Origin of the sequence: aff. Roholtiella sp. LEGE 12411, assembly GCF_015206995.1 — a bacterium.
Taxonomy (GTDB): domain Bacteria; phylum Cyanobacteriota; class Cyanobacteriia; order Cyanobacteriales; family Nostocaceae; genus Komarekiella.
Map to the genome: position 1 here is coordinate 1 of NZ_JADEXR010000105.1, position 20,705 is coordinate 20,705.

The window sequence follows — 20,705 nt, forward strand, 5'->3', positions numbered from 1 at the left end:
CTACTGCCCCATGCCCCATGCCCAATGCCCCATGCCCCATGCCCAATGCCCCATGCCCAATGCCCCATACCCAATTCCCAATTCCCAATTCCCCATGCCCAAACCATGTTAAGATATTTCTCAATTATGAAAGCTGTGTTGGATAGGTGGATTTAAACGAACATGGAAGCAGCACTTTTATTAGCAAAATTGCCTGAAGCTTACCAAATCTTCGACCCCTTGGTGGACGTTCTCCCAGTCATTCCCGTATTCTTTTTGTTGCTCGCATTCGTTTGGCAAGCAGCCGTAGGGTTTAGGTAAGTTAATCTCTTACCAATTTTTGTGGACAGGTAATATACCTGTCCTCTTTTTTTGTGGCATCTTTTTTTAAAAGTTGATATTTTTTAATATTTTGTAATGAATTAATATAGTTAAGTAAGAAGTCAATCAAGTCATGTTAATACAAAGCTTTGAAAGCTAAGCTTACATAACCAGTCAAGAGGAATCAGGTATGGGTAATATCAAATTTGTTAAAGAAAATAAAGAAGTAATAGCAGCAGATGGTGCTAATCTGCGGCTTAAAGCAATGCAAAATGACATTGATATTTATACCTTGATTGGCAAAATGACGAATTGCGGTGGCTACGGTCAGTGTGGTACTTGCATTGTTGAGATAGTCGAAGGACTAGAAAATCTTTCTCCGCGTACAGATGTAGAAAATCGAAAATTCAAGAAAAAGCCTGAAAATTACCGCCTTGCTTGTCAAACTGTAGTGAACGGCTCCGTCAGTGTAGTCACGAAGCCTTAAGTTTTACCGAGCATCTGTAGTCAGGATTTGAGGAAGTAGAAAATTTGGGCTAACTCTGTCATCGATGATGCTATCCTAAAGTTGTTGACTGGAAATCTAAGAGAGGCTTTCTTGCCATGCAAGTTAATGACCTAGGGTTCGTAGCGAGCATTTTGTTCGTACTAGTTCCCACTGTGTTTTTACTAATTCTGTACATCCAAACTGCTAGCCGCGAAGGTGGAAAAGATAATTAATAGTCTGTGTATAAAATAAAGAACCCCTATACCATTGGTGCAGGGGTTTTTGTTTATCAACCATTAACTGAATGCTAAGTAGTAAGCTAATGTGCGTCTAAGTTGCAGATTCACTGGATAAAACTGTGCTTAAAGACAAAATCTTGCTTTTTGAGTATCCTACTACGACAATTCTTATATTCTGCACTCAGCAACGCCAGTTGCTGGCGGTAAACCCCTACAACGCACTGGCTTATAAGTATTTTAAGCGATCGTCCGCGCTAACAAGACTGGACAAGTTGCATTGACTCGAACGTAGTCAGATAAAGAAGCACCTATTAATCGGTCTATATCAACAAAACTCTTAGCGATCGATGGACGCCGATCTGGAGAACCGAGTAATAATAAGTCTACATTCAACTCCTCTGCCAATCGACAAATTTCTTCACCTGGCTTACCGCTGCTGCTAAAACAACGATATTGGATACCTTGTCTTTCAGCTTCTGTCGCAGCGGCTGCTAAAACGGGATTTTTACCTGAGTTAACCTCGGTTATTTCCGAGATTTTACCGCCTAAATTTGTATTAATATTAGCCAAAATTAGCTGACCACCCTGAATATCTCGTAACAGGAACAGTGCCAATTTCAAACAGTTTTTTGATGCATCAGAGTTGTCTATTGCTACCATGATGCGCTTAATTCTTTTGACATAAATGTCATCTTTTACCAGCAACATGGGGCGAGAAGATAACTGGAAAACATACTGACTGACTGAGTTCGATAAAATTGATTGCAGCCGCTTAAGTCCGCGTGAACCCATAATAATCAAGTCAGCGTCGATTTCATCAGCTACTTGGCAAACCACATCTTTGGGATCTCCTTGCCGTAAAATTGAAGAAACCTGGCTAGGATCTAAGTTCAAAATCTGAATAGCATTAGCCAGAATTTTCCCGCCCTCTTCCCATTTAGCTGTCATGGCAGCAGCGGTACTTTGTCCAGTAACAACATGCAAAACTGTAACTTTTGCTTGTTGAATTGATGGCATTTCTTTCAGCGTTTTGAGCATTTCTTCCGCGTGTCCCAATCCTGAGACAGCCAGCAAAATTTTTTTTATCATCTTACGTAATTTTTGTTAAGGTTGCTTTAGTTTTCGCTGTTAGGACGTGGCTCAGACCGGATTTTCACCACCTTGCTTGACAACCTAGTCAGTTAAGTTGGCGTAAACTCTACTTCTTAGTCTTTAGTCTTCAACACTTGAACAAATAACGAAGTACAAAAGACTAAATCAATGTTTAAGTTTATTCATACCAAGCAACTAAAACTTTCAACTAGGCTTCAATCACTAAGCATACTCTCAATTTAGCGTGAGCAACTTAACAAAATATGATGTTAGTTATTATTTTTAATCTATATTAACTTTTTTTAATTATAATATTAGTTAAGTATTGCAAAGAAATTCTCCAAAAATACGAATATAGCCTTCTTTAAATACATATCAGACTATTTAGGAAAACTTATAATTATGATATAGATTGTTTATCTTTGATCTAATTCAATAAGTTTCAATCCCTGATAGGGATTTTGAGTAATTGGAATCGCTATATCTCACAAATTCATGCATGGGTTTATATGTTTCAATCCCTAATAGGGATTTTGAGTAATTGGAATGAAACTAGCATTGCTATACCGTAGTAGTATGCACAGGTTTCAATCCCTAATAGGGATTTTGAGTCATTGGAATTTTAGAATTAAAAAACTGGATTGACGCTCAGATGGCGTTTCAATCCCTAATAGGGATTTTGAGTCATTGGAATTAGTTTTAAGTGTGTTTCTTGCGGTTTTGAGTGCGTTTCAATCCCTAATAGGGATTTTGAGTCATTGGAATTCGCTGGGAATAGTCCTCTCAGTCCAACGCGCCTAATCGTTTCAATCCCTAATAGGGATTTTGAGTCATTGGAATGTCAGGCTTAAGTGCCTAGCCCTTGGTGCGAGTTGTTTCAATCCCTAATAGGGATTTTGAGTCATTGGAATCTACTGTTCAAAATACTTTATTTTGGCAATCAATGTTTCAATCCCTAATAGGGATTTTGAGTCATTGGAATCCCAAGACACTTTTGCTGAGTATGCAATTCATGTAGGTTTCAATCCCTAATAGGGATTTTGAGTCATTGGAATAGATGGATGACAAGCATTTGAGTAACACGATTAGGTTTCAATCCCTAATAGGGATTTTGAGTCATTGGAATGACTTGCAACAATACTTGGGCGATCGCCTAAAAGGTTTCAATCCCTAATAGGGATTTTGAGTCATTGGAATGGGCAGTGGCAGACGAGAATGATGTCCTAACAAGTGTTTCAATCCCTAATAGGGATTTTGAGTCATTGGAATATCATTCAAAAGATTAGCTACCTCAAGATAAAGAGTTTCAATCCCTAATAGGGATTTTGAGTCATTGGAATAAGGCCATTGCTCCCAAGGAAGCTTATCTTTAGTTTCAATCCCTAATAGGGATTTTGAGTCATTGGAATTCTTCAGCGTTTTCGTGTTCTTGAATCTCAACTAAAGTTTCAATCCCTAATAGGGATTTTGAGTCATTGGAATCCGCACCGATTAAAGCCTCTTTTAGCTTATTCTGGTTTCAATCCCTAATAGGGATTTTGAGTCATTGGAATGGCAGGAGTCTGAAAGCTTTGCCTTATTTGGTTTTCAAGGTTCTGTTGCGCGAACTTAAAAATCATAACATGAGGAGTTGTAATTTGGCTAGATGCAAATCGCTGAAAGCTAGTCCAGGCATGGTGCGCGGATGGTTTAAAAGCTTTACTGCCCTCAAGTTCTTGCATACATGGCAATTCAGCCATTTTTATAGTCTCCCCTTGGCCAACACCTACCCATCCGCGCACTCGGCACAGAAACTAGTCGGATTGCAAAGCAGCTCACTATCAATACTTTCAACTTTGCCAATAGAATATCGCTCCTATCAAGATTATACTTAATTAGTTCAACTGAACTTAGACGCGATGCCTACGGCGGTAAACTACGCACTTCTGATTCCCCCAAGCATAGCTCTGATTAGCGTCGCTTCATACAGTCAGTCCTTATGATGTTATTTGATAGAGTCTTCAAAATCTGTCATAGCACAAGCAAACTCTCTAAAAGCAGTTTTAATAAGAACCTCTTTCGTACCCCTTTCAAGTGGAGAATTGCGTATGAGATCTGCTAATTCTATAAACAGCATAGAAAACATAAAGCGATCTTGGCGATCAACTTGTTTTAAGCAAGACAATACAAACTCATAAAGCTCGGTTTTTCTGGGTTTGGTTTGTTCTTCCCATATTTGTAATCCTAGCCGGAAGGTTCTTAGGCGGATTTCATTAGTGTTAAAAGACGCGTCTTTGTAGCGAATTGATACGCGTTGAGGTATTTCCATAAGTTTTCACATGGAGATTCAATGTAAGGTAATTATTCAGATTTTTTTTAGCTCATCCGGAAAAATAGATAAGTTTAGCGTAAATTACAGCTTGTTATTCTGGGCTAAATTAAGATTTTTGAGGAAGCAGGGGGAGTGGAGGAGTGGGGACAGAATAACTAAATGATTCTTAGAGGTTGTTTGAAAAGTCTAATTTATTACTCGCCGGGCGACTAGAAGTCGCGGCTACACCAGACAAAACCCACCTGCGTGGGTTAAAAACCCTTGATTTTGATAAGAGGCAGTCTTGCTGGGGGAACTAAAGGTACAAACTTCACCCGCAAGTGGCGTGAAAGCTCCCTTGCTCCTTTTAAGAGTTGGTTGAAACCTCACCCGCAAGTGGCGTGATTTTTCCCCCTGCTCCCTTGCTAAGAGCTCCCCTGCTTTTTCATTAGTCCACGTAGGTGGACTTTGCTTGTGTAGTAGCGAATTCTATTCGCCCGATACTTTTCAAACATCCTCTTGACTCTTGACTCTTGACTCTTGACTCTTGACTCTTGACTCTTAACTCTTAAAAATCCATACTCTTCAGCAAATAAGTCAGCGCTTTCACTAGAACTTGATTTTGTTCCTCAGTGCCAATAGTGATGCGTAATTTATCATCTAGTCCTGGTTGCTGAAAGTAGCGTACCAAAATTCTCTGTTCTTTCAGCTTTTGATAGAGATATTCTGCATTTCCTTGCGGAGGCTGTACTAGTAAAAAGTTAGTTTGAGAATCCCAAACACGGAAACCTAATTGCTTCAAGTCAGTTGCTAGCTTAATTCGTGATGCTTTAATCTTAGCTGCACAAGCATTTTTATAAGCTTGATCAGTTATTGCAGCTGTCCCAACTGCACAGGCGATCGCATCAATATTATAACTATCCTTTACTTTAAACAATCCATGCAACAACTTAGGATTAGCTATTCCAAATCCCAAGCGTAATCCAGCCAAGGAATACCCCTTAGAAAGTGTCCGAATCACGATTACATTCTCATATTCTTTAATCAAAGCCAATGCATTTTCTTGGGCAAAATCTACATACGCTTCGTCAATTACTAGAACCCCAGATAACTGGCTGGCTAATTCCCGCAAGTCCTCTGTTGGTACTGTATGCCCCGAAGGACTATTAGGCGATGCAATAAATGTTACAGAGCCATTAATAGCAATCAATTCCTTTAGAGGTAAGCTGTAATCCTCGCTGTAGTCAATCTCCGCAATATCCGCAGCCTGTATTTGGACTAATGTACGATATAGTACATAGGTTGGCATTGGGTAGACTACCTTTCGCCCAGGCTCTGCACAGGCTCGAATCACCAAGTTCAACAATTCGTCACTGCCATTTCCGACAATAATCCAATCACTAGGAACTCCTAAAACTTGACTTATGGCTTGCCGAAACTCCCCTCCAAACGGTTCTGGATATCGCCGTAACCACTCCCCATCAATATTTTGCAGCACGGCTAATGCCGCAGGTGAAGGAGGATAAGGGTTTTCGTTGCTGTTGAGTTTGATAATCTGTGTGCCGCGCTGGGGTTGATCACCAGGAACATAGCTAGCCATTGCGTCAACATTGGAGCGGAAGTAGTTGGTCATAGCTCAGTTTTATAATTAGACTTGGGCTTGGTTGAGTAGAGTAGAGTAAACCTCTTGCATAAACTCTTGTATGCTTCGACAGTTTTTCTATAGAGGGAGTAACATTAATGGTATTTGTAAAAGAACTTTCTTGGAAACACGAGTATATAAATACTAATGGGGTGAAATTGCACTATGTCACCCAAGGTGAAGGGCCTTTAATGTTGATGTTGCATGGTTTTCCTGAGTTTTGGTACTCATGGCGGCATCAAATATCAGAATTTGCCAAAGATTTTAAAGTCGTCGCTATTGACTTACGTGGCTACAACGACAGTGATAAGCCAAAAGAGCAATCAGCTTATGTAATGGATGAATTTGTTAAAGATGTTGAGGGAGTAATTAAAGGATTAGGATATGATAATTGTGTTTTAGTTGGACATGATTGGGGTGGTGCGATCGCTTGGAATTTCGCTTACAATTATCCGAATCTGGTAGAGCGATTAATTATACTTAACCTACCTCATCCTGCTAAATTTGCTCAAGGTTTACGCACTCCTCAACAGTTGCTACGTAGCTTCTACATTTTCTTATTTCAATTACCGTTACTACCGGAATTACTCCTACAATCTTCAGACTACCAAGCAATTGAAACAGCTTTTAAAGGTATGGCAGTTAACAAGAATGCTTTCACTCAAGCGGATATTGACGCTTATAAAAATGCTGCTGCAAAACGCGGTGCTCTCACAGCAATGTTGAACTATTACCGCAATATTTTTCAACAGAGAATGCTCAATAAAAACTGGCGGGTTTTGGAAGTACCAACGCTGATGATTTGGGGAGAAAAGGATACTGCGCTTGGTAAAGAACTAACTTATGGTACTGAAGCATACGTCCATAACTTTCAAATCAAGTATTTACCAAATTGTAGTCATTGGGTGCAGCAAGAACAGCCTGAGTTGGTCAATCAATATATGCGAGAATTTCTGACGACTTAGCTATTTGTAGTTGCTGCTGTACCAAATAGGCAATTTGAAAAGTAGAAATACTCATTAGCCATAGCTAAACCAAGCTGAGTGGCGCAAGCTGTTAAAAAGATTTAACAGTAATTTAATGGTGGCTATTTTTCTGGGTTTATCGCTCATAAATAGCCCAAAAACAGAATCAATACTTTTTTGGCATCACAAATTTTAGCTGCTGCATATCACAACCAGCTTACAAGATCAATGTGTATCCCCAGGAAATTTAGTGAGATAATAGAGCTGTGAGGGAAAGAACGGACGCAACTTGATTATCAAGGGGGAAAATATATGAAACTCCAGCTATTAGCACCTCTAGCCTTAGCAACTCCCCTATTTTTCGCTAGCGCAGTTAAAGCTGAAAATCCGCAGGACTTACAAAAGCTGTTTTCAACTGGGGAATGTATCCAGTGCAATTTATCAGGAGTTAACCTTAGTGGTGCTCATTTAATTGGTGCTGACTTGCGAGGATCAAATCTCCAAGGAGCTAACCTTGAAGGAGCAAACCTCGAAGGTGCTGATCTAACTCGTGCTAACTTGAAAGGCGCCAACTTCACATCCGCTTTTCTTACAAATGTGAATTTCAAACAGGCCAATCTCAACGGAGTAAATTTTACTCGCGCCAAGATTTACGATTCTAATGTATATCAAGCATCAATGGAAAATCTTAATATCACTGATGCGGAAATATTTAACACTGGAATTGGTGTTGGTGGAGAAGATGCACAGATTCCTGATTGGGATTAGGTTCATCTCAGTAGGCAGGTTAGAATAACCAAAACAGTGGTTTTTGCAGATATCAAGTCAGAGAAACTAGTTGTTTACAAGCGTTATTCCTAAACCTCTTCTACAAAAACATTAAAACAAGTTAAATCCCTTTGCCTTGTAGTTACTTTAAGTGATTAAGGCAGGGGGATTTTCTTATTGTAATTGAATCTCAATTGTTTTTCTTAATTAAACCGCATTGAAATATAGTCGTATAAATTTTGCTACAGCAGTTAGCATTTTCATGAATCACACGTAGAGACGTTACATGTAGAGACGTTACATGTAACGTCTCTACAGGGTTTCGGGTTTTATTTATGTACTTCATATACCTGAAATCTGCTGTATATCTAGATTTAGCTCTCAGCTTTTTAATTAGAGGACTTAGCTTTATGAAAAACTAGAAACACGGAGATATTGAAGATTACTCCTGGTAGTCTGCCAAAGTTAGTTTGACAGACTAAAAGAATTTAGCGAACTTTGTTAGAGATATTTTTGCCTGCTTGTGCTGCACTATCCGCTACATCACTAGCAGTTTCTTGAGCACCCTCTACATACCCTGATCCAAATTCTTTAAGTGCCTCTGCTGACTCTTGTCCAATCTTTTGAAGACGTTCACCAGGAGAGCCTTTTGTTTCACGAGCTTCTTTATTCCACTGTCCTACTGTTTTTGGTCTTTGGGCATCATTTTGCTCTACTTGTTCGCGAACTCTCTCTTTTAAGGATGTGTTATCACGCCCAGGAGTAGCGTTCGTCGTCAGTAGTAAAAAACCAACTAAGACAACAGCCAAAAAACGTTTTACCTGAAGTCCCTTCAGCAAGGAACTAATATAATTAGTTGTCCTAGAAATCAAATTTGTCATGCAAATACTCCATTAGTTGATTGTTGATGCTTTTCTCAATTTTGGCGGAGATAATTGGCTTACTCCAAATTCATCTGCTGCGATGAGAATCCATTAGCTTCTACCTGCAATTAATCTAGCGAATGGAGCTTATAGGTTTCAGCAAGAAAATCTAGTAAGATTTCACCTACCTATTTTTAAGCCAATTAGCTATTTCAAACATAAATAAACCCTAACTATAAAAAGATAATTATTCTTCTAGCAAAAGGTATATCTCGATTATGGAAAATAGAGGCTATTTTACCTCTAAAACTCAAAAAATTCAGCTAAATAGTATAGATGAAATTATTCCCAAGGTGTGATTGTTATTTCTTTATTTACCCACCTTTAAATATTCCGCTGGCTACAAAAAAATGAGGGCATAGACAAGTTGTTAAGTTGCCAATACCCTCACATACATATACTAGAATTATGCAGTAGCGTACAATTTTAGGTGAGTGCTTGAGCGATCGCTACTGAAAGTGACTCATTTACCGCTTTTTTCAACAATTCTGCCTTATCGGTACGCTCCCAAGGCAAGTCTAAATCCGTCCGCCCAAAATGACCGTAAGCCGCGACGTCCTGATAAAAACGTCCGCCTCGTTCATTTGGTATGTTACGTAAATTAAAAGCATGGATAATCCCCGCCGGACGCAGTTCAAAGTGCTCCTTCACTAATTCCAGCAAGGTGTCATCATCTACTTTGCCAGTACCAAAGGTTTCCAGCAAAATGCTCATCGGTCGCGCTACACCAATGGCATAACTTAGCTGGACTTCACATTTATCTGCCAACCCAGCAGCGACAATATTTTTTGCCATGTGGCGAGCAGCATAGGCAGCAGAACGGTCTACCTTGGTGGGGTCTTTGCCAGAAAAAGCGCCGCCGCCATGCCGGGAATAACCACCGTAGGTATCAACAATTATTTTCCGTCCTGTCAGACCAGAATCTCCCTGCGGCCCACCAACAACAAACTTGCCAGTAGGGTTGACTAAAAAATGTGTCTCCTGACTTGGCTTCACTTCAATGTCACCAAAAACAGGTTCGACCACCGCCGACCAAAGATCTTGTTTAATCTTGGCCTGCACCGCCGCTTCATCCTTTATTTCCCCAATACTTGCTGTATGCTGGGTGGAAATCAGGATAGTATCAATACCTACCGGGCGTCCGTCTTCATAGACCACTGTTACTTGTGTTTTACCATCGGGGCGCAAGTATGGCAATTCACCCGTTTTGCGGACTGCTGCGAGTCGGCGAGCAATGCGGTGGGCAAGACAGATGGGTAAAGGCATCAGTTCTGGTGTTTCGTTACTGGCAAAACCGAACATTATACCTTGGTCACCTGCACCGATTTTATCGAATAGTTCATCACTATCCTGCTCGCGGGTTTCTTGGGCAGTGTTCACACCTTGAGCAATATCAGGTGATTGTTCGTCTAAAGCTACCAAAACGCTGGTGCTATTGGCAGAGAAGCCGTTATCGGCATCGTTATAGCCAATTTCAGCAATCTTCTTGCGAGCGAGATTAACGTAATTTACATTGGCTTTGGTGGTAATTTCACCTGTGATTAGCACCAAACCAGTATTAACTACTACCTCAGCAGCAACACGACTGCTGGGGTCTTGTGTCAGTAAGGCATCAAGAATGGTATCAGAAATCTGATCACAGATTTTATCTGGATGACCTTCGGTAACTGACTCAGAGGTAAATAGATATCGACGAGACAAGAGCAATTCCTCCTCTAAGAGTTTTTTCGCTGACTAAATGTGGATATTTAGTTCAGTTACTGATTTATGGAATCATAACAATATTGACATATTCAGTAGTTAGTGTGTTCTAATTTTTAGAAAAACCACCAATCATAGCCAAGTATCTGAACAAAAGATAATATTTACGTTAATTATTTTGTGATTTACAGTGGTTTTTTTATGAATAGACCACAGTAGGGTGGGCATTACAATGCCCACCCTACAAACAAGGAACTATTTGCTGTAGTCTACTCAATTGAAAATCTCTGTAAATATATTTAGTAAAAAAAACGGAGGGACTCAGAAGTCCCCCCGTGAGCTTTGACACAAACACTTCTCCTTTAAACCTGAACTGCTAACTTTGCTTCCTTAGCTGTTAACCGCTCATAAGCAGCACGCATTTTCAAACCTGTAAGCACTTGGAACAAACCAGTACCATTATTGGAACCTGGATACTCGCGGTGCTGGAGTAACAAGTGAGTCATCTCACCTTGGTATTTGGTGGATGTGTTGCTGAGATGGGTTTCGATATAAATTACTTCTTCCAGGTTGTCAAATTGACCATCCACCTCTAATACTGAGACATAGCGTCCGTAGTAAACATCTGAACCATAGTACACTTGCATACCAGGGTAAGAACAGGTCAGCTTGCGTCCGCAGGGTGTCCAGTTAATTGTTGAGCCTTCATCAAAGAGATAAGTTGGCTCAAAGCCTTCCTTACCTTCCCGCTGGAGCATACGTACCCGTAGAACTCGACGCTCTGTGTCATTTTTGATCAAGTTTGTAGGTAATACCTGGAGAACCACATCAGCAAATTCTCTTTGTGGCTCAATAAACTTATCAAAGTCAGGTTTACGAGAATTGATTTGCGCTAACACATCTTCGTAGCGATGACCGCGTTCAGCCATATCTCGCTGGATTTTCCAGGCAATTTTGACTTCATCGCTAATATCAAAATAAACGCTGAAATCAATTAGCGATCGCACCCGCTCATCATATAAAGGATGTAGCCCTTCAATGACTAAAATATGATTCGGCTCCACCCGCTCTGGCGGATCAATCAAACCGGTTTCGTGGTTGTAAATCGGCTTATCAATCGCTTGACCATTCTTGAGCGCTTTAATTTGCTCATACATGAGGTCAAAATTGTTCGCCCTAGGGTCAAGTGCAGTTATACCTGTTTCTTTGCGCTGTTTGCGATCTAAGGAATGATAGTCATCCAAGCAGATAACCGTCATTAAATCTTCACCAAACAAATCTATCAAACGACGCAAAAATGTAGATTTACCGCACCCAGAGTCTCCCGCTACTCCAATCAATACCACGCGTTCCGGCTTACTTGTCATAAATCTCCTCTAAAAATACTAAAGTTGTGTCAATCAATAATTTTTCACACAGCAGATTTTGAAGCCAGGAGTTTACCTCTTTGGTTTGTCCTGCGTTCTTTCTACCCAGCACGGCGATGAGACATCAGACGGGTAGACAACAAAGTAATACTTGTTACTCGTCGGACTAGTTCTGGATTCGGTGCTGGTAAGTATTTAATCCTAGTGGTACATTTAATTTTAACAGAAGGGGGTATCCCATACAATATTTGCTGTCAGGAATAATCTATGTGGTTCGCCAATTATTTTGATAATTTGGTTGTTAATTTTCAAATAGTGAATATCACCACCTCTAATTGGTGTGGCGATCCCCATTACTGCATTAGAACTCCACAAATCAAGTCCATAAGGTATAATTTCCTTGAATAACAACTTTTTTGCCGCTCTTAAATTTTAATTGACACTCAAACAAAACTTGAGATATTTCAATCTAGATCTATCTAAGGAATGAAGCCTGAAGTTAGATTAATGACATTCTTGGGATTGGATTTCTGGATATGCTCATACTTCGATTTGAGTATCATGGCAAGGTACTGATAGAGGTTGACAGATTTTTCACCTCAAGTAAAACTTATTATGGTTGCTTATATAATGTCTGCTATTGCAATTTATCTCTTGGGTAGTTAAAAAGTTATCTCTTGATGGAAATCGTAGTTAGCGAAAAAAAGATTAAATTGACTCATTATTAACATTCTCCAGAAGACTTATCCTTTACCTTAGAAGGTGAACAGGTGTGTTTTTTGCAGTGCCTGCATGTCTTTGGTGAGTGTACTTAGCAAGGCATTATTTAATGATGCCGTTTTCCCAAGGAGCCAGTTTTGTGAAACGAAAATCCGGTAAACTAAAGCTGGCATGGGATGGGAATAGTTTTTTTTGAAAAACGGTTAAGTAAATATCGGAGTGGTAGAACGAATGTACAATCAAGGTGCTGTTGAGGGTGCTGCCAATAAAGAATTAGGTAGCCGCGTCTTCGTGTACGAAGTGGTGGGTCTGCGTCAGAACGAAGAAACTGATCAAACGAACTACCCAATTCGTAAAAGTGGCAGTGTGTTCATCAGAGTGCCTTACAACCGCATGAATCAAGAAATGCGACGGATCACTCGCCTAGGCGGCAAAATTGTTAGCATCCAACCATTAACTGCTCTAGAGCCGGTCAATGGTAAAGCCTCATTTGAGAATGCTAACAGCAAAGTGAGCTTAGCCACATCTGAGGAGACTGCTAACAGTAAGGGGAATGGTAAAGCCACACCTGTGAATGCTAACAGTGAAGTGAAAGGCTTCGCTAAATCACCTGCTGAAGAACAGCTCAAGAACAAGGACAAAAAAGGCAACACCATGACTCAAGCGAAAGCCAAAAAAGACGCGCACGGTGATGTTCCTGTCAACATTTACCGTCCTAATGCTCCGTATATTGGCAAGGTAGTATCTAATGAACCGTTAGTCAAAGAAGGTGGGATTGGTATTGTTCAGCACCTCAAATTTGACATTTCCGGCGGCGATTTGAAGTATGTAGAAGGTCAAAGTATCGGTATTATTCCGCCAGGATTGGACAAGAACGGTAAGCCTGAAAAACTCAGACTATATTCTATTGCCTCAACTCGTCATGGCGATGATGTAAATGACAAGACAGTATCACTGTGCGTCCGCCAGTTGGAATACAAACACCCAGAAACCAACGAAACAGTTTATGGTGTTTGCTCTACTCACCTGTGTTTTCTCGAACCAGGGGCAGATGTAAAAATTACAGGCCCTGTGGGTAAGGAAATGTTATTACCCCAAGACCCCGACGCCAAAGTTATCATGATGGCAACGGGAACAGGTATTGCGCCCATGCGGGCTTACTTGTGGCGGCAGTTTAAAGACGCAGAAAGAGCAGCTAACCCAGAATACCAATTTAAGGGATTTTCTTGGTTAATATTTGGTGTACCTACAACTCCAAATATCTTATATAAGGAAGAACTGGAAGAAATTCAACAAAAATATCCTGATAACTTCCGCCTGACTTGCGCTATTAGCCGGGAACAGAAAAACCCCCAAGGCGGCAGAATGTATATCCAAGATCGGGTAGCAGAACATGCAGATGAATTGTGGCAGTTAATTAAAGATGAGAAAACCCACACCTACATCTGCGGTTTGCGAGGTATGGAAGAAGGTATCGATGCAGCATTAACAGCTGCTGCTGCTAAGGAAGGTGTAACCTGGATTAATTATCAGAAGGAACTCAAGAAAGCTCATCGCTGGCACGTAGAAACCTACTAAGTGCTAGTTAGGCGTTTAGCCCGTTCTAAGTTCTGAGTTCTAAGTTTGTAGGGTGGGCAGTGCTCACCCTACAATTGTTTTGTATGAACAGCTGAGGCAAGAGTTCTAAGTTCTGAAGGTTAAAGTACTAAGTACTTCTAACTACTCAGCACTCAATACTCAGCACTAAATTTGTGAAATTGGGTGCAAAACTTGTGGGCGTGAAGCTGGGAATACTGGGATTAGGCACTGTGGGAACAGGTACAGTACAGTTATTGCAAGATCGGGCTGGGCGTCACCCATTGTTGCAAGAAATAGAAATATATCGGGTGGGAGTACGATCGCTCCAGAAATCTCGTGCAGTAGAATTACCTACAGATGTAGTAACTACAGATTTAGATGCTATTGTCAATGATCCGGCGGTAGATATAATTGTTGAGGTCATGGGTGGATTAGAGCCAGCGCGATCGCTGATTCTCAAAGCTCTAAATAATGGCAAGCATGTAGTAACCGCTAATAAAGCTGCGATCGCCCGCTTTGGGGCGGAAATCTTCACAGCTGCTAATCAAGCCGGGGTATACGTCATGCTCGAAGCCGCTGTAGGTGGTGGTATCCCTGTGATTCAACCCCTGAAGCAGTCCTTAAGTGTTAACCGGATTCACGCGATTACTGGCATCGTTAACGGTACGACTAACTACATCCTGACGCGGATGCAAACAGAAGGCAGCAACTTCAGCGACGTGTTAGCTGATGCCCAACAGTTGGGTTATGCAGAAGCTGACCCCACCGCCGATGTCGATGGCTTAGACGCGGCAGATAAAATTGCTATCTTGGCATCATTGGGTTTTAGTGGACGCATTAACCTGCAAGATGTCTATTGTGAAGGTATTCGGCAAGTCAGCAAGACAGATATTGCCTACGCCGAAAAATTAGGATTTGTGATTAAGTTACTGGCGATCGCTAAACGCAATGCTCCCTTATCTCCTTCATCTCCCCTCTTTGTCAGAGTCCATCCTACCTTAGTACCTAAAACACATCCGTTAGCTAGCATTAACGGCGTTTATAACGCCATTCTGGTCGAAGGGGAACCCATCGGGCAGGTGATGTTTTTTGGGCCTGGCGCTGGTGCTGGTGCAACTGCCAGTGCCGTATCATCTGATATTTTAAATCTAGTTGCTATCCTCAAAACCAAGACAGTAGCTCCAAATCTCTTGTTAGCTTGTGGGCATCAAGAATACTGCCAAATTGCGCCAATGGCAGAACTAGTAACTCGATTTTACGCCCGTTTCCTCACTAAAGATCAACCCGGAGTTATCGGTAAATTAGGTACTTGCTTTGGCAACTATGAAGTTAGCTTAGAGTCAATTGTCCAAACTGGTTTTCAGGGAGAACTCGCAGAAATTGTGGTTGTTACCCACGATGTCCGGGAAGGAAACTTTCGCCAAGCTTTGGCAGAAATTCGGAGTCTGGAAGCGATCGACAGTATTCCTAGCTTACTGCGTGTACTTTAAATTCGAGCATAACTAATAGCTATCGACCAAAATGCTACCACTGAAACTGCGATCGCCTTTTAAAATTCCCAGTCCCCAATCCCAAAGCGGCGTTCCTCCCGCCACCTGTTGACAGAATGCACGAAAAGGGGGCTGGTGTAAAAGAGTTATCTATGTCTTAATTTGTTTAGACACAAATGCTGCTACTAGGGTAATTACCATGACAAATAGACCTCCTTCCGAACCGGAGTCATCCCAAAGAACTGCTGTTGGCTTTGATGAGTTTATAGCCATTTTGGTTGCCTTCGCTACTATTGGAGCGATTTTGTTTTGGTCATTTTCCCGTAGGGATTCCAGCTGGAACTTAAACGGGTTATTTTCGCCTGACCCCAAGCCTTCTAATAGCATTCAACCAAATCAAGTGCAGCCATCCTCTACTCCCAAGGTAGAACCAAATGCAATCCCCAACTTCAAAACCTCGCCGTCACCTCTACCTAAGGCTAGTGTTGAACCGAATACAACTTCATCCCTGATTGACGACACAACGCCTCCCCCGATATTTCCATCAATTAACGTAGCCCCAACTCAATCCCCACAGGTTAAGACACCTGTATCTCCCTCAGAAAATTTGGAGCCACCAGTCATAGCAGCAGCATTGCCCTTAGTGACTCCGGCAGAGAAAAAATCAACTATTCCACCGCCAATTGCATTTAATGATGTGCCCGATAACTTCTGGAGTCGGTCTTTTATCAACGTTCTCTCTTCCCGTGGCATTCTCAAGGGGTTTCCCGATTATTCTTTTAGACCAAATCAGCCTGTAAATCGTGCTGAATTTGCTGCCATACTGCAAAAAGCTTTTGACCAAGAACTAGGTAAGACCACAACAATCTTTAGAGATGTACCAGTACGATTCTGGGCAAATCCAGCAATTGACCAAGCCTTCAGTACCGGATTTTTAAAAGGCTATCCTAATAAAACCTTCAAACCACAACAAAAAATCTCGCGGGCGCAAGTTTTAGTTGCTCTTGCTAGTGGGTTGAACTTAAAAGCACCCGCTTCCCCAAATCAGCTTTTGAGTGACTATAAAGATGCCAAAAATATTCCGCAATACGCTGTTAGTAAAATAGCAGCTGCTACAGCCAATAGTCTTGTAGTTAACTATCCAGATCCACAAATCCTGGCTCCCAACAGAGAAGCTAGCCGGGCTGAGGTAGCGGTGATGATTCACCAAGCTTTGGTACACCTAGGGAAGTTAGAGGCAATTCCATCTCCAAGCATTGTGCGATCGTCGCAAAATATATCTATTCGCGCAACCTCGCGTACTCTAAAAGATAAACCCAAGGTTAGTGTATTTGCAGAAAACTCGCCTTAGTTAAAATTGATAGTGAAAGTGGTCAAGAGTTTCTTGAATTCTACTTGACCACTTTCACACTTACGTTTTACCAAATAGCAGCAATGAACAAGCGCATTGAGAGTGAAATCGCGCTTTGTCCTGCATTAGTCAGAAGTTAGGCTTCTGGTATTTTGCCGACAACTTGTGATTTGAGGGTTGTAATTTCACTAGTCAACTCTTTCCTGGTTGAGGCTTTGAGTAAATAGCGGTACACAAACCAGGCAGAGTAACCAATACCAATCAACTCAAAACTAGGTGCTACTAAGGGGATATCATTCAAAGCATCTAATATTGCCAACAGCACCTTAACTGCGACAATCGCTCCCACAATCAACCCAACGCTAACTAGGGGCTGCTTGTATTGATTAAAGAAGGCTCCCAGGTATTCGGGCAGTGTCGCTAAAAATCTAGAAATTTGTTCACCGTATTTTAGCCATTCATCTTGAGGGGTGGAAGCCTGGAGTTTAGTAATGGTTCCTGTTTGGTTGTTGATCTCTGGCACTGTTGCCTCTTTTGACTTGGTTTCCGTAAATTCCGGTTCTTGCATTTTCACTTCCATAATTTTGACAGTTGAATTTCTCTAATCTGGATAATTACAACCGAAAAGCTGTTGATTAGGCAATGCACTTGTGCATCGGTACAACTGAGTTTGGGGTACAAAAGGGTTATAGTGTCCTATAACCATAATTGTTCCGTAACCTCCACTGCATCAACTACAAGGTAGAAAGCCAGTAGGAGGATAGAAGTCAGAAGGCGGCAGGAATGTATTAAAATTAGCTTTCTGAGTTCGGTTTTTTGGGAATCAACTGTAATCCTCAGGTTGTGATTATCTCATAGCATGTCAATCGCTCATAATCGTACTCAGCGCAGTGGAAATTAGGCAAAAATCAGTTCACCTTTCATTTATACAAGCCTAAAAGCTGATTTTATCCGATATTAAAGCTATCTTAAGCCTGGTTCGTCAATTAACGTATTGGTATTGATATGAATACGTAATAAAAGTTTTTATGTGCTCATATAGACTAGACTTTAAAAGTATTTTATGGTATGTGCCATTGTCTAGCTGAAAAGTGAGGATAGCTGGCAATTCTCCAACTTTTCTACTGTTGCCCTGAAATTGGTCAATAATCGTAAAACCATCGCTAGGCAAACGAATATCATTCCTTTTCTTCCTGATAGGATTAGTTTTATAAAGAAGCAATAAGCTAAATGAGTGTCATACTCGATGGACAAAACTCTGTCATTAACTGCATGTTAAAGAAAGTGGTAAACAGAAGACGCTCCCAAGAGAGTCTCTACTGTATGTAACTATGTAGTTGCACGGGAGCAGTGAATCCTGTTCGCCGTTAGCAAGTGTACTTGCTAATATTGCAATCAAAATTACTTAAATATAATAAAAGTCATACCAATTATTTAGTGAGCAATGATTTGCGCTTGCTATAAAAGAAGATAATGTAGATCTTAATCACCAATTAAAGTGATTGCATAGGCTAAACTAATTTGGTGATTTTTGCGGGAGGGCAAGGAGACTTGAGGGATGCCAACTCAAAAGCCAACCCCTTTTGACAGCAGTTCAGAAAGCAAAAAAGTGTCAGCGGAAGAGCTATCAACAGACGAACTCCCGACCATAGAATTTCCCTCACGAGGGAAACTCAAAGCCAGTTCCTGGCGCATCCATCAAAAAATTGGCTATGGGTACTTTGTAGCAATTGGGATTGGTTTTTTCGGCTCACTGACTGGGTTGGTGATTGCCAACTACTATCGGGGACGAGAAGTCATACAATTAAATCAAGCTCATGAGCAAGGACAACTACTGAGGAATTATCAAGATGCAATAGTAGGGGCACAATTGCATAGCTCTAACTTAGTTGCTGTGTTAGAAGATTCAAAGCAGTTGCAAAGCAAAAAAGCTGATTTTATCAATAGTTTTGAAAAAGCCAAGAAATTAGAGCCACAAATTTTTGGATTTATTGACAGCAAGCCCCGGAGGTTAGCAGCAACAAGCTTTACGTTACAGACTTTATTGCAGGAGAACGCGACTAACTTAAAATCATACGTTGATCAAATCGAAGCTGTCTTACAGAAAATTGACAACCAGCAAGTGCAGCCACAGCAGATTTCTTTAGCAAGGGAGCAGTTGTTGAAAGTGATGCGTGGTCAAACAGCCATGCAGTTAGAGCAGCTTTCGGCAAAATTGACTAATATCCTGCAAACTGCTGAAGAACAAGAGCAGGGAAGGCAAAAAGCTCTTGAGCAAGCAAAAGTAGTTGAAAGATTAATTGTGATGGTGAGTATGCTGGTGTCAGTTGCGATCGCTGCCATTGTAGCGTGGCGTACTAGTCGGGCGATCGCAGAACCAGTAATTACTGTAACTCAAGTGGCTGAGCAGGTGGCAAGGAAATCTAACTTCGATTTGCGAGCTCCTGTGACTACAGAAGATGAAATTGGGTTACTAGCTAAATCTCTAAATCGTCTGATTGAGCGGGTATCTGAGCGGACTAAAGAACTACAACAAGCTAAAGAATTAGCCGAAGCCGCTAGCAAGGCAAAAAGTATTTTTCTCGCAAATGTCAGTCACGAGTTACGCACGCCTTTGAATGCTGTCATCGGTTTGAGCCAGCTTTTAGAAGACGACGCTACCGATCTTGGTTTATCGGGAGATTTTATCACAGATTTAGAAACCATCAACTCTGCTGGTAAGCATCTACTGCACTTGATTAACGAAATCCTCGACTTGTCAAAAATTGAAGCGGGGAAAATGACCCTATATCCTGAAATGTTTGAGATTGCAACACTAATTAATAACGTCGTCCTCACAGTCAAGTCGGCTATGGAAAAAAATGCCAATGTCTTAGAAGTGGATTGTGATGAGCAACTTGGCACCATGTACGCCGATCAAACTAGAATGCGACAGGTGTTGTTAAACCTACTGAGCAATGCCGCCAAATTTACCACCAATGGTAAAATCATGCTGACAGTCAAGAACGAAAAGGAAGATTTACTAACGGAAGCTCCTTTTGGCATGATTACTTTCACTGTTAGCGATACAGGCATAGGTATGTCTAACAATCAACAGCGGCAATTATTTCAACCGTTTACCCAAGGAGATACCTCAACGACGAAAAAGTATGGCGGTACTGGACTGGGTTTAGCAATTAGCCGTCACTTCTGTCAGATGATGGGGGGTGAGATTATTGTCAAAAGTCAGCCGGGAGTTGGCTCTATTTTCACAGTTCGTTTACCACTGACTGTGCAAGAATAAAATGGTTTAAAATGCGATCGCTGTTATTTGTGCTGGGAAACTCCAAATGATTAGAGTTCAGTTTTCTAGTAAAGCGATCGCAGAAGTTTTCGGTCTACTGAATATCTTAAATTGTCCCAATAATTTGCCTAACTGTCTTATCTGTCCTTGCATATTGATTTTGACAGTGAGATTATAAAAATGATTTGATAACGACCAGACATTTATAAAAAAATAAATGTTAATTTTGGCTGCTTAGTCCCAAGCCTCAATTCTGAGCAAGGCTATGGCGATCGCAGCACTTAGTGTTGAGTCAAAGCCTATTAACAAAGAAACCCATCCACACTGTAATTGATACAGGACTTACGCAAGTGTCATATTTTTAACGCCAGAGGTTGTCCAGCTGGAGTTTAGACTAAAAATAAGCAAGCGGAAAATAATACTTAGAAAAGTATGGATAAAAAATTGACATATCTGGTCAGGTGAAAAGTCACTGAAAAGAAAAAGTGGTCAGCAATGTTGAACTGACC

The 20,705-nt window shown here is 41.0% G+C and carries 17 protein-coding genes and 1 CRISPR repeat array; of the genes, 9 read left to right on the forward strand and 8 right to left on the reverse strand.

All coding sequences use genetic code 11. The features are described 5' to 3' along the window. The first annotated feature begins 162 nt into the window (after nucleotides 1-162). The 3 genes from IQ246_RS20385 to psbM all read left to right on the forward strand — a co-directional run bounded on the left by IQ246_RS20385 (nucleotide 163) and on the right by psbM (nucleotide 1,020). Nucleotides 163-300 (forward strand): photosystem II reaction center protein K, encoded by a 138-nt coding sequence (locus IQ246_RS20385; protein ID WP_006195022.1) that lies wholly within the window; start codon nucleotides 163-165, stop codon nucleotides 298-300. A gap of 190 nt (nucleotides 301-490) precedes the next feature. Then, complete coding sequence (locus tag IQ246_RS20390) at nucleotides 491-787, forward strand: 2Fe-2S iron-sulfur cluster-binding protein (protein ID WP_194005162.1); 297 nt, start codon at nucleotides 491-493, stop codon at nucleotides 785-787. Between the two features lie 116 nt (nucleotides 788-903). Then, the gene (gene psbM / locus IQ246_RS20395) at nucleotides 904-1,020 is read left to right on the forward strand and encodes a photosystem II reaction center protein PsbM (RefSeq protein ID WP_100901506.1); all 117 of its coding nucleotides are present in this window, start codon (nucleotides 904-906) and stop codon (nucleotides 1,018-1,020) included. A gap of 243 nt (nucleotides 1,021-1,263) precedes the next feature. Here psbM and IQ246_RS20400 read toward each other — a convergent pair whose 3' ends face one another. The 3 genes from IQ246_RS20400 to hisC all read right to left on the reverse strand — a co-directional run bounded on the left by IQ246_RS20400 (nucleotide 1,264) and on the right by hisC (nucleotide 6,041). Further along, the gene (locus IQ246_RS20400; RefSeq protein ID WP_194005163.1) at nucleotides 1,264-2,115 is read right to left on the reverse strand and encodes a universal stress protein; all 852 of its coding nucleotides are present in this window, start codon (nucleotides 2,113-2,115) and stop codon (nucleotides 1,264-1,266) included. A gap of 442 nt (nucleotides 2,116-2,557) precedes the next feature. After that, a CRISPR array of direct repeats spans nucleotides 2,558-3,671; the repeat unit is 37 nt; unit sequence GTTTCAATCCCTAATAGGGATTTTGAGTCATTGGAAT. 431 nt (nucleotides 3,672-4,102) lie between these two features. Next, nucleotides 4,103-4,426, reverse strand: coding sequence for a hypothetical protein (locus IQ246_RS20405; RefSeq protein ID WP_194005164.1), 324 nt, complete (start codon nucleotides 4,424-4,426; stop codon nucleotides 4,103-4,105). Nucleotides 4,427-4,976: 550 nt separating this feature from the next. Beyond that, nucleotides 4,977-6,041, reverse strand: a complete 1,065-nt coding sequence (gene hisC, locus IQ246_RS20410) for a histidinol-phosphate transaminase (RefSeq protein WP_194005165.1) — start codon at nucleotides 6,039-6,041, stop codon at nucleotides 4,977-4,979. Nucleotides 6,042-6,148: 107 nt separating this feature from the next. Here hisC and IQ246_RS20415 point away from each other — a divergent pair, with 107 nt between their 5' ends. After that, nucleotides 6,149-7,015 carry an alpha/beta fold hydrolase gene (locus IQ246_RS20415; RefSeq protein WP_194005166.1) on the forward strand — a complete coding sequence of 289 codons (867 nt, stop codon included), beginning with the start codon at nucleotides 6,149-6,151 and terminating at the stop codon, nucleotides 7,013-7,015. 312 nt (nucleotides 7,016-7,327) lie between these two features. Then, a complete protein-coding gene (locus IQ246_RS20420) occupies nucleotides 7,328-7,783 on the forward strand; it encodes a pentapeptide repeat-containing protein (protein WP_194005167.1) in 456 nt (151 codons plus the stop codon). Nucleotides 7,784-8,271: 488 nt separating this feature from the next. On the opposite strand, the gene IQ246_RS20425 is transcribed toward IQ246_RS20420, so the two are convergent. The 4 genes from IQ246_RS20425 to IQ246_RS20440 form a co-directional block, all read right to left on the reverse strand. Continuing rightward, nucleotides 8,272-8,664 (reverse strand): hypothetical protein, encoded by a 393-nt coding sequence (locus IQ246_RS20425; protein WP_194005168.1) that lies wholly within the window; start codon nucleotides 8,662-8,664, stop codon nucleotides 8,272-8,274. 468 nt (nucleotides 8,665-9,132) lie between these two features. Beyond that, nucleotides 9,133-10,407, reverse strand: coding sequence for a methionine adenosyltransferase (metK, locus tag IQ246_RS20430; protein WP_194005169.1), 1,275 nt, complete (start codon nucleotides 10,405-10,407; stop codon nucleotides 9,133-9,135). A gap of 362 nt (nucleotides 10,408-10,769) precedes the next feature. After that, complete coding sequence (locus IQ246_RS20435; protein WP_162394190.1) at nucleotides 10,770-11,774, reverse strand: phosphoribulokinase; 1,005 nt, start codon at nucleotides 11,772-11,774, stop codon at nucleotides 10,770-10,772. A gap of 219 nt (nucleotides 11,775-11,993) precedes the next feature. Beyond that, the gene (locus tag IQ246_RS20440) at nucleotides 11,994-12,185 is read right to left on the reverse strand and encodes a hypothetical protein (RefSeq protein ID WP_194005170.1); all 192 of its coding nucleotides are present in this window, start codon (nucleotides 12,183-12,185) and stop codon (nucleotides 11,994-11,996) included. A gap of 540 nt (nucleotides 12,186-12,725) precedes the next feature. Here IQ246_RS20440 and petH point away from each other — a divergent pair. From petH to IQ246_RS20455, 3 genes are all read left to right on the forward strand, one after another. Next, entirely contained in the window at nucleotides 12,726-14,072 is a 1,347-nt protein-coding gene (petH, locus tag IQ246_RS20445) for a ferredoxin--NADP reductase (RefSeq protein WP_194005175.1), read from the forward strand. 194 nt (nucleotides 14,073-14,266) lie between these two features. Then, nucleotides 14,267-15,562 carry a homoserine dehydrogenase gene (locus IQ246_RS20450; protein WP_194005171.1) on the forward strand — a complete coding sequence of 432 codons (1,296 nt, stop codon included), beginning with the start codon at nucleotides 14,267-14,269 and terminating at the stop codon, nucleotides 15,560-15,562. Nucleotides 15,563-15,761: 199 nt separating this feature from the next. After that, a complete protein-coding gene (locus IQ246_RS20455; RefSeq protein WP_194005172.1) occupies nucleotides 15,762-16,913 on the forward strand; it encodes an S-layer homology domain-containing protein in 1,152 nt (383 codons plus the stop codon). 136 nt (nucleotides 16,914-17,049) lie between these two features. Here the strand turns inward: IQ246_RS20455 and IQ246_RS20460 are convergent, their stop codons facing one another. Continuing rightward, a complete protein-coding gene (locus IQ246_RS20460) occupies nucleotides 17,050-17,493 on the reverse strand; it encodes a CAAD domain-containing protein (RefSeq protein WP_194005173.1) in 444 nt (147 codons plus the stop codon). A gap of 978 nt (nucleotides 17,494-18,471) precedes the next feature. Here IQ246_RS20460 and IQ246_RS20465 point away from each other — a divergent pair. Continuing rightward, the gene (locus IQ246_RS20465) at nucleotides 18,472-20,196 is read left to right on the forward strand and encodes an ATP-binding protein (RefSeq protein WP_194005174.1); all 1,725 of its coding nucleotides are present in this window, start codon (nucleotides 18,472-18,474) and stop codon (nucleotides 20,194-20,196) included. The last annotated feature ends 509 nt before the right edge of the window (nucleotides 20,197-20,705 follow it).

What these genes read in the sequence shown, in the direction of transcription:
- IQ246_RS20385 (WP_006195022.1), top strand. Translation starts at nt 163, where the DNA reads ATGGAAGCAGCACTTTTATTAGCAAAATTGCCTGAAGCTTACCAAATC.
- IQ246_RS20390 (WP_194005162.1), top strand. Translation starts at nt 491, where the DNA reads ATGGGTAATATCAAATTTGTTAAAGAAAATAAAGAAGTAATAGCAGCA.
- psbM (WP_100901506.1), top strand. Translation starts at nt 904, where the DNA reads ATGCAAGTTAATGACCTAGGGTTCGTAGCGAGCATTTTGTTCGTACTA.
- IQ246_RS20400 (WP_194005163.1), bottom strand. Translation starts at nt 2,115, where the DNA reads ATGATAAAAAAAATTTTGCTGGCTGTCTCAGGATTGGGACACGCGGAA.
- IQ246_RS20405 (WP_194005164.1), bottom strand. Translation starts at nt 4,426, where the DNA reads ATGGAAATACCTCAACGCGTATCAATTCGCTACAAAGACGCGTCTTTT.
- hisC (WP_194005165.1), bottom strand. Translation starts at nt 6,041, where the DNA reads ATGACCAACTACTTCCGCTCCAATGTTGACGCAATGGCTAGCTATGTT.
- IQ246_RS20415 (WP_194005166.1), top strand. Translation starts at nt 6,149, where the DNA reads ATGGTATTTGTAAAAGAACTTTCTTGGAAACACGAGTATATAAATACT.
- IQ246_RS20420 (WP_194005167.1), top strand. Translation starts at nt 7,328, where the DNA reads ATGAAACTCCAGCTATTAGCACCTCTAGCCTTAGCAACTCCCCTATTT.
- IQ246_RS20425 (WP_194005168.1), bottom strand. Translation starts at nt 8,664, where the DNA reads ATGACAAATTTGATTTCTAGGACAACTAATTATATTAGTTCCTTGCTG.
- IQ246_RS20435 (WP_162394190.1), bottom strand. Translation starts at nt 11,774, where the DNA reads ATGACAAGTAAGCCGGAACGCGTGGTATTGATTGGAGTAGCGGGAGAC.
- petH (WP_194005175.1), top strand. Translation starts at nt 12,726, where the DNA reads ATGTACAATCAAGGTGCTGTTGAGGGTGCTGCCAATAAAGAATTAGGT.
- IQ246_RS20455 (WP_194005172.1), top strand. Translation starts at nt 15,762, where the DNA reads ATGACAAATAGACCTCCTTCCGAACCGGAGTCATCCCAAAGAACTGCT.
- IQ246_RS20460 (WP_194005173.1), bottom strand. Translation starts at nt 17,493, where the DNA reads ATGGAAGTGAAAATGCAAGAACCGGAATTTACGGAAACCAAGTCAAAA.
- IQ246_RS20465 (WP_194005174.1), top strand. Translation starts at nt 18,472, where the DNA reads ATGCCAACTCAAAAGCCAACCCCTTTTGACAGCAGTTCAGAAAGCAAA.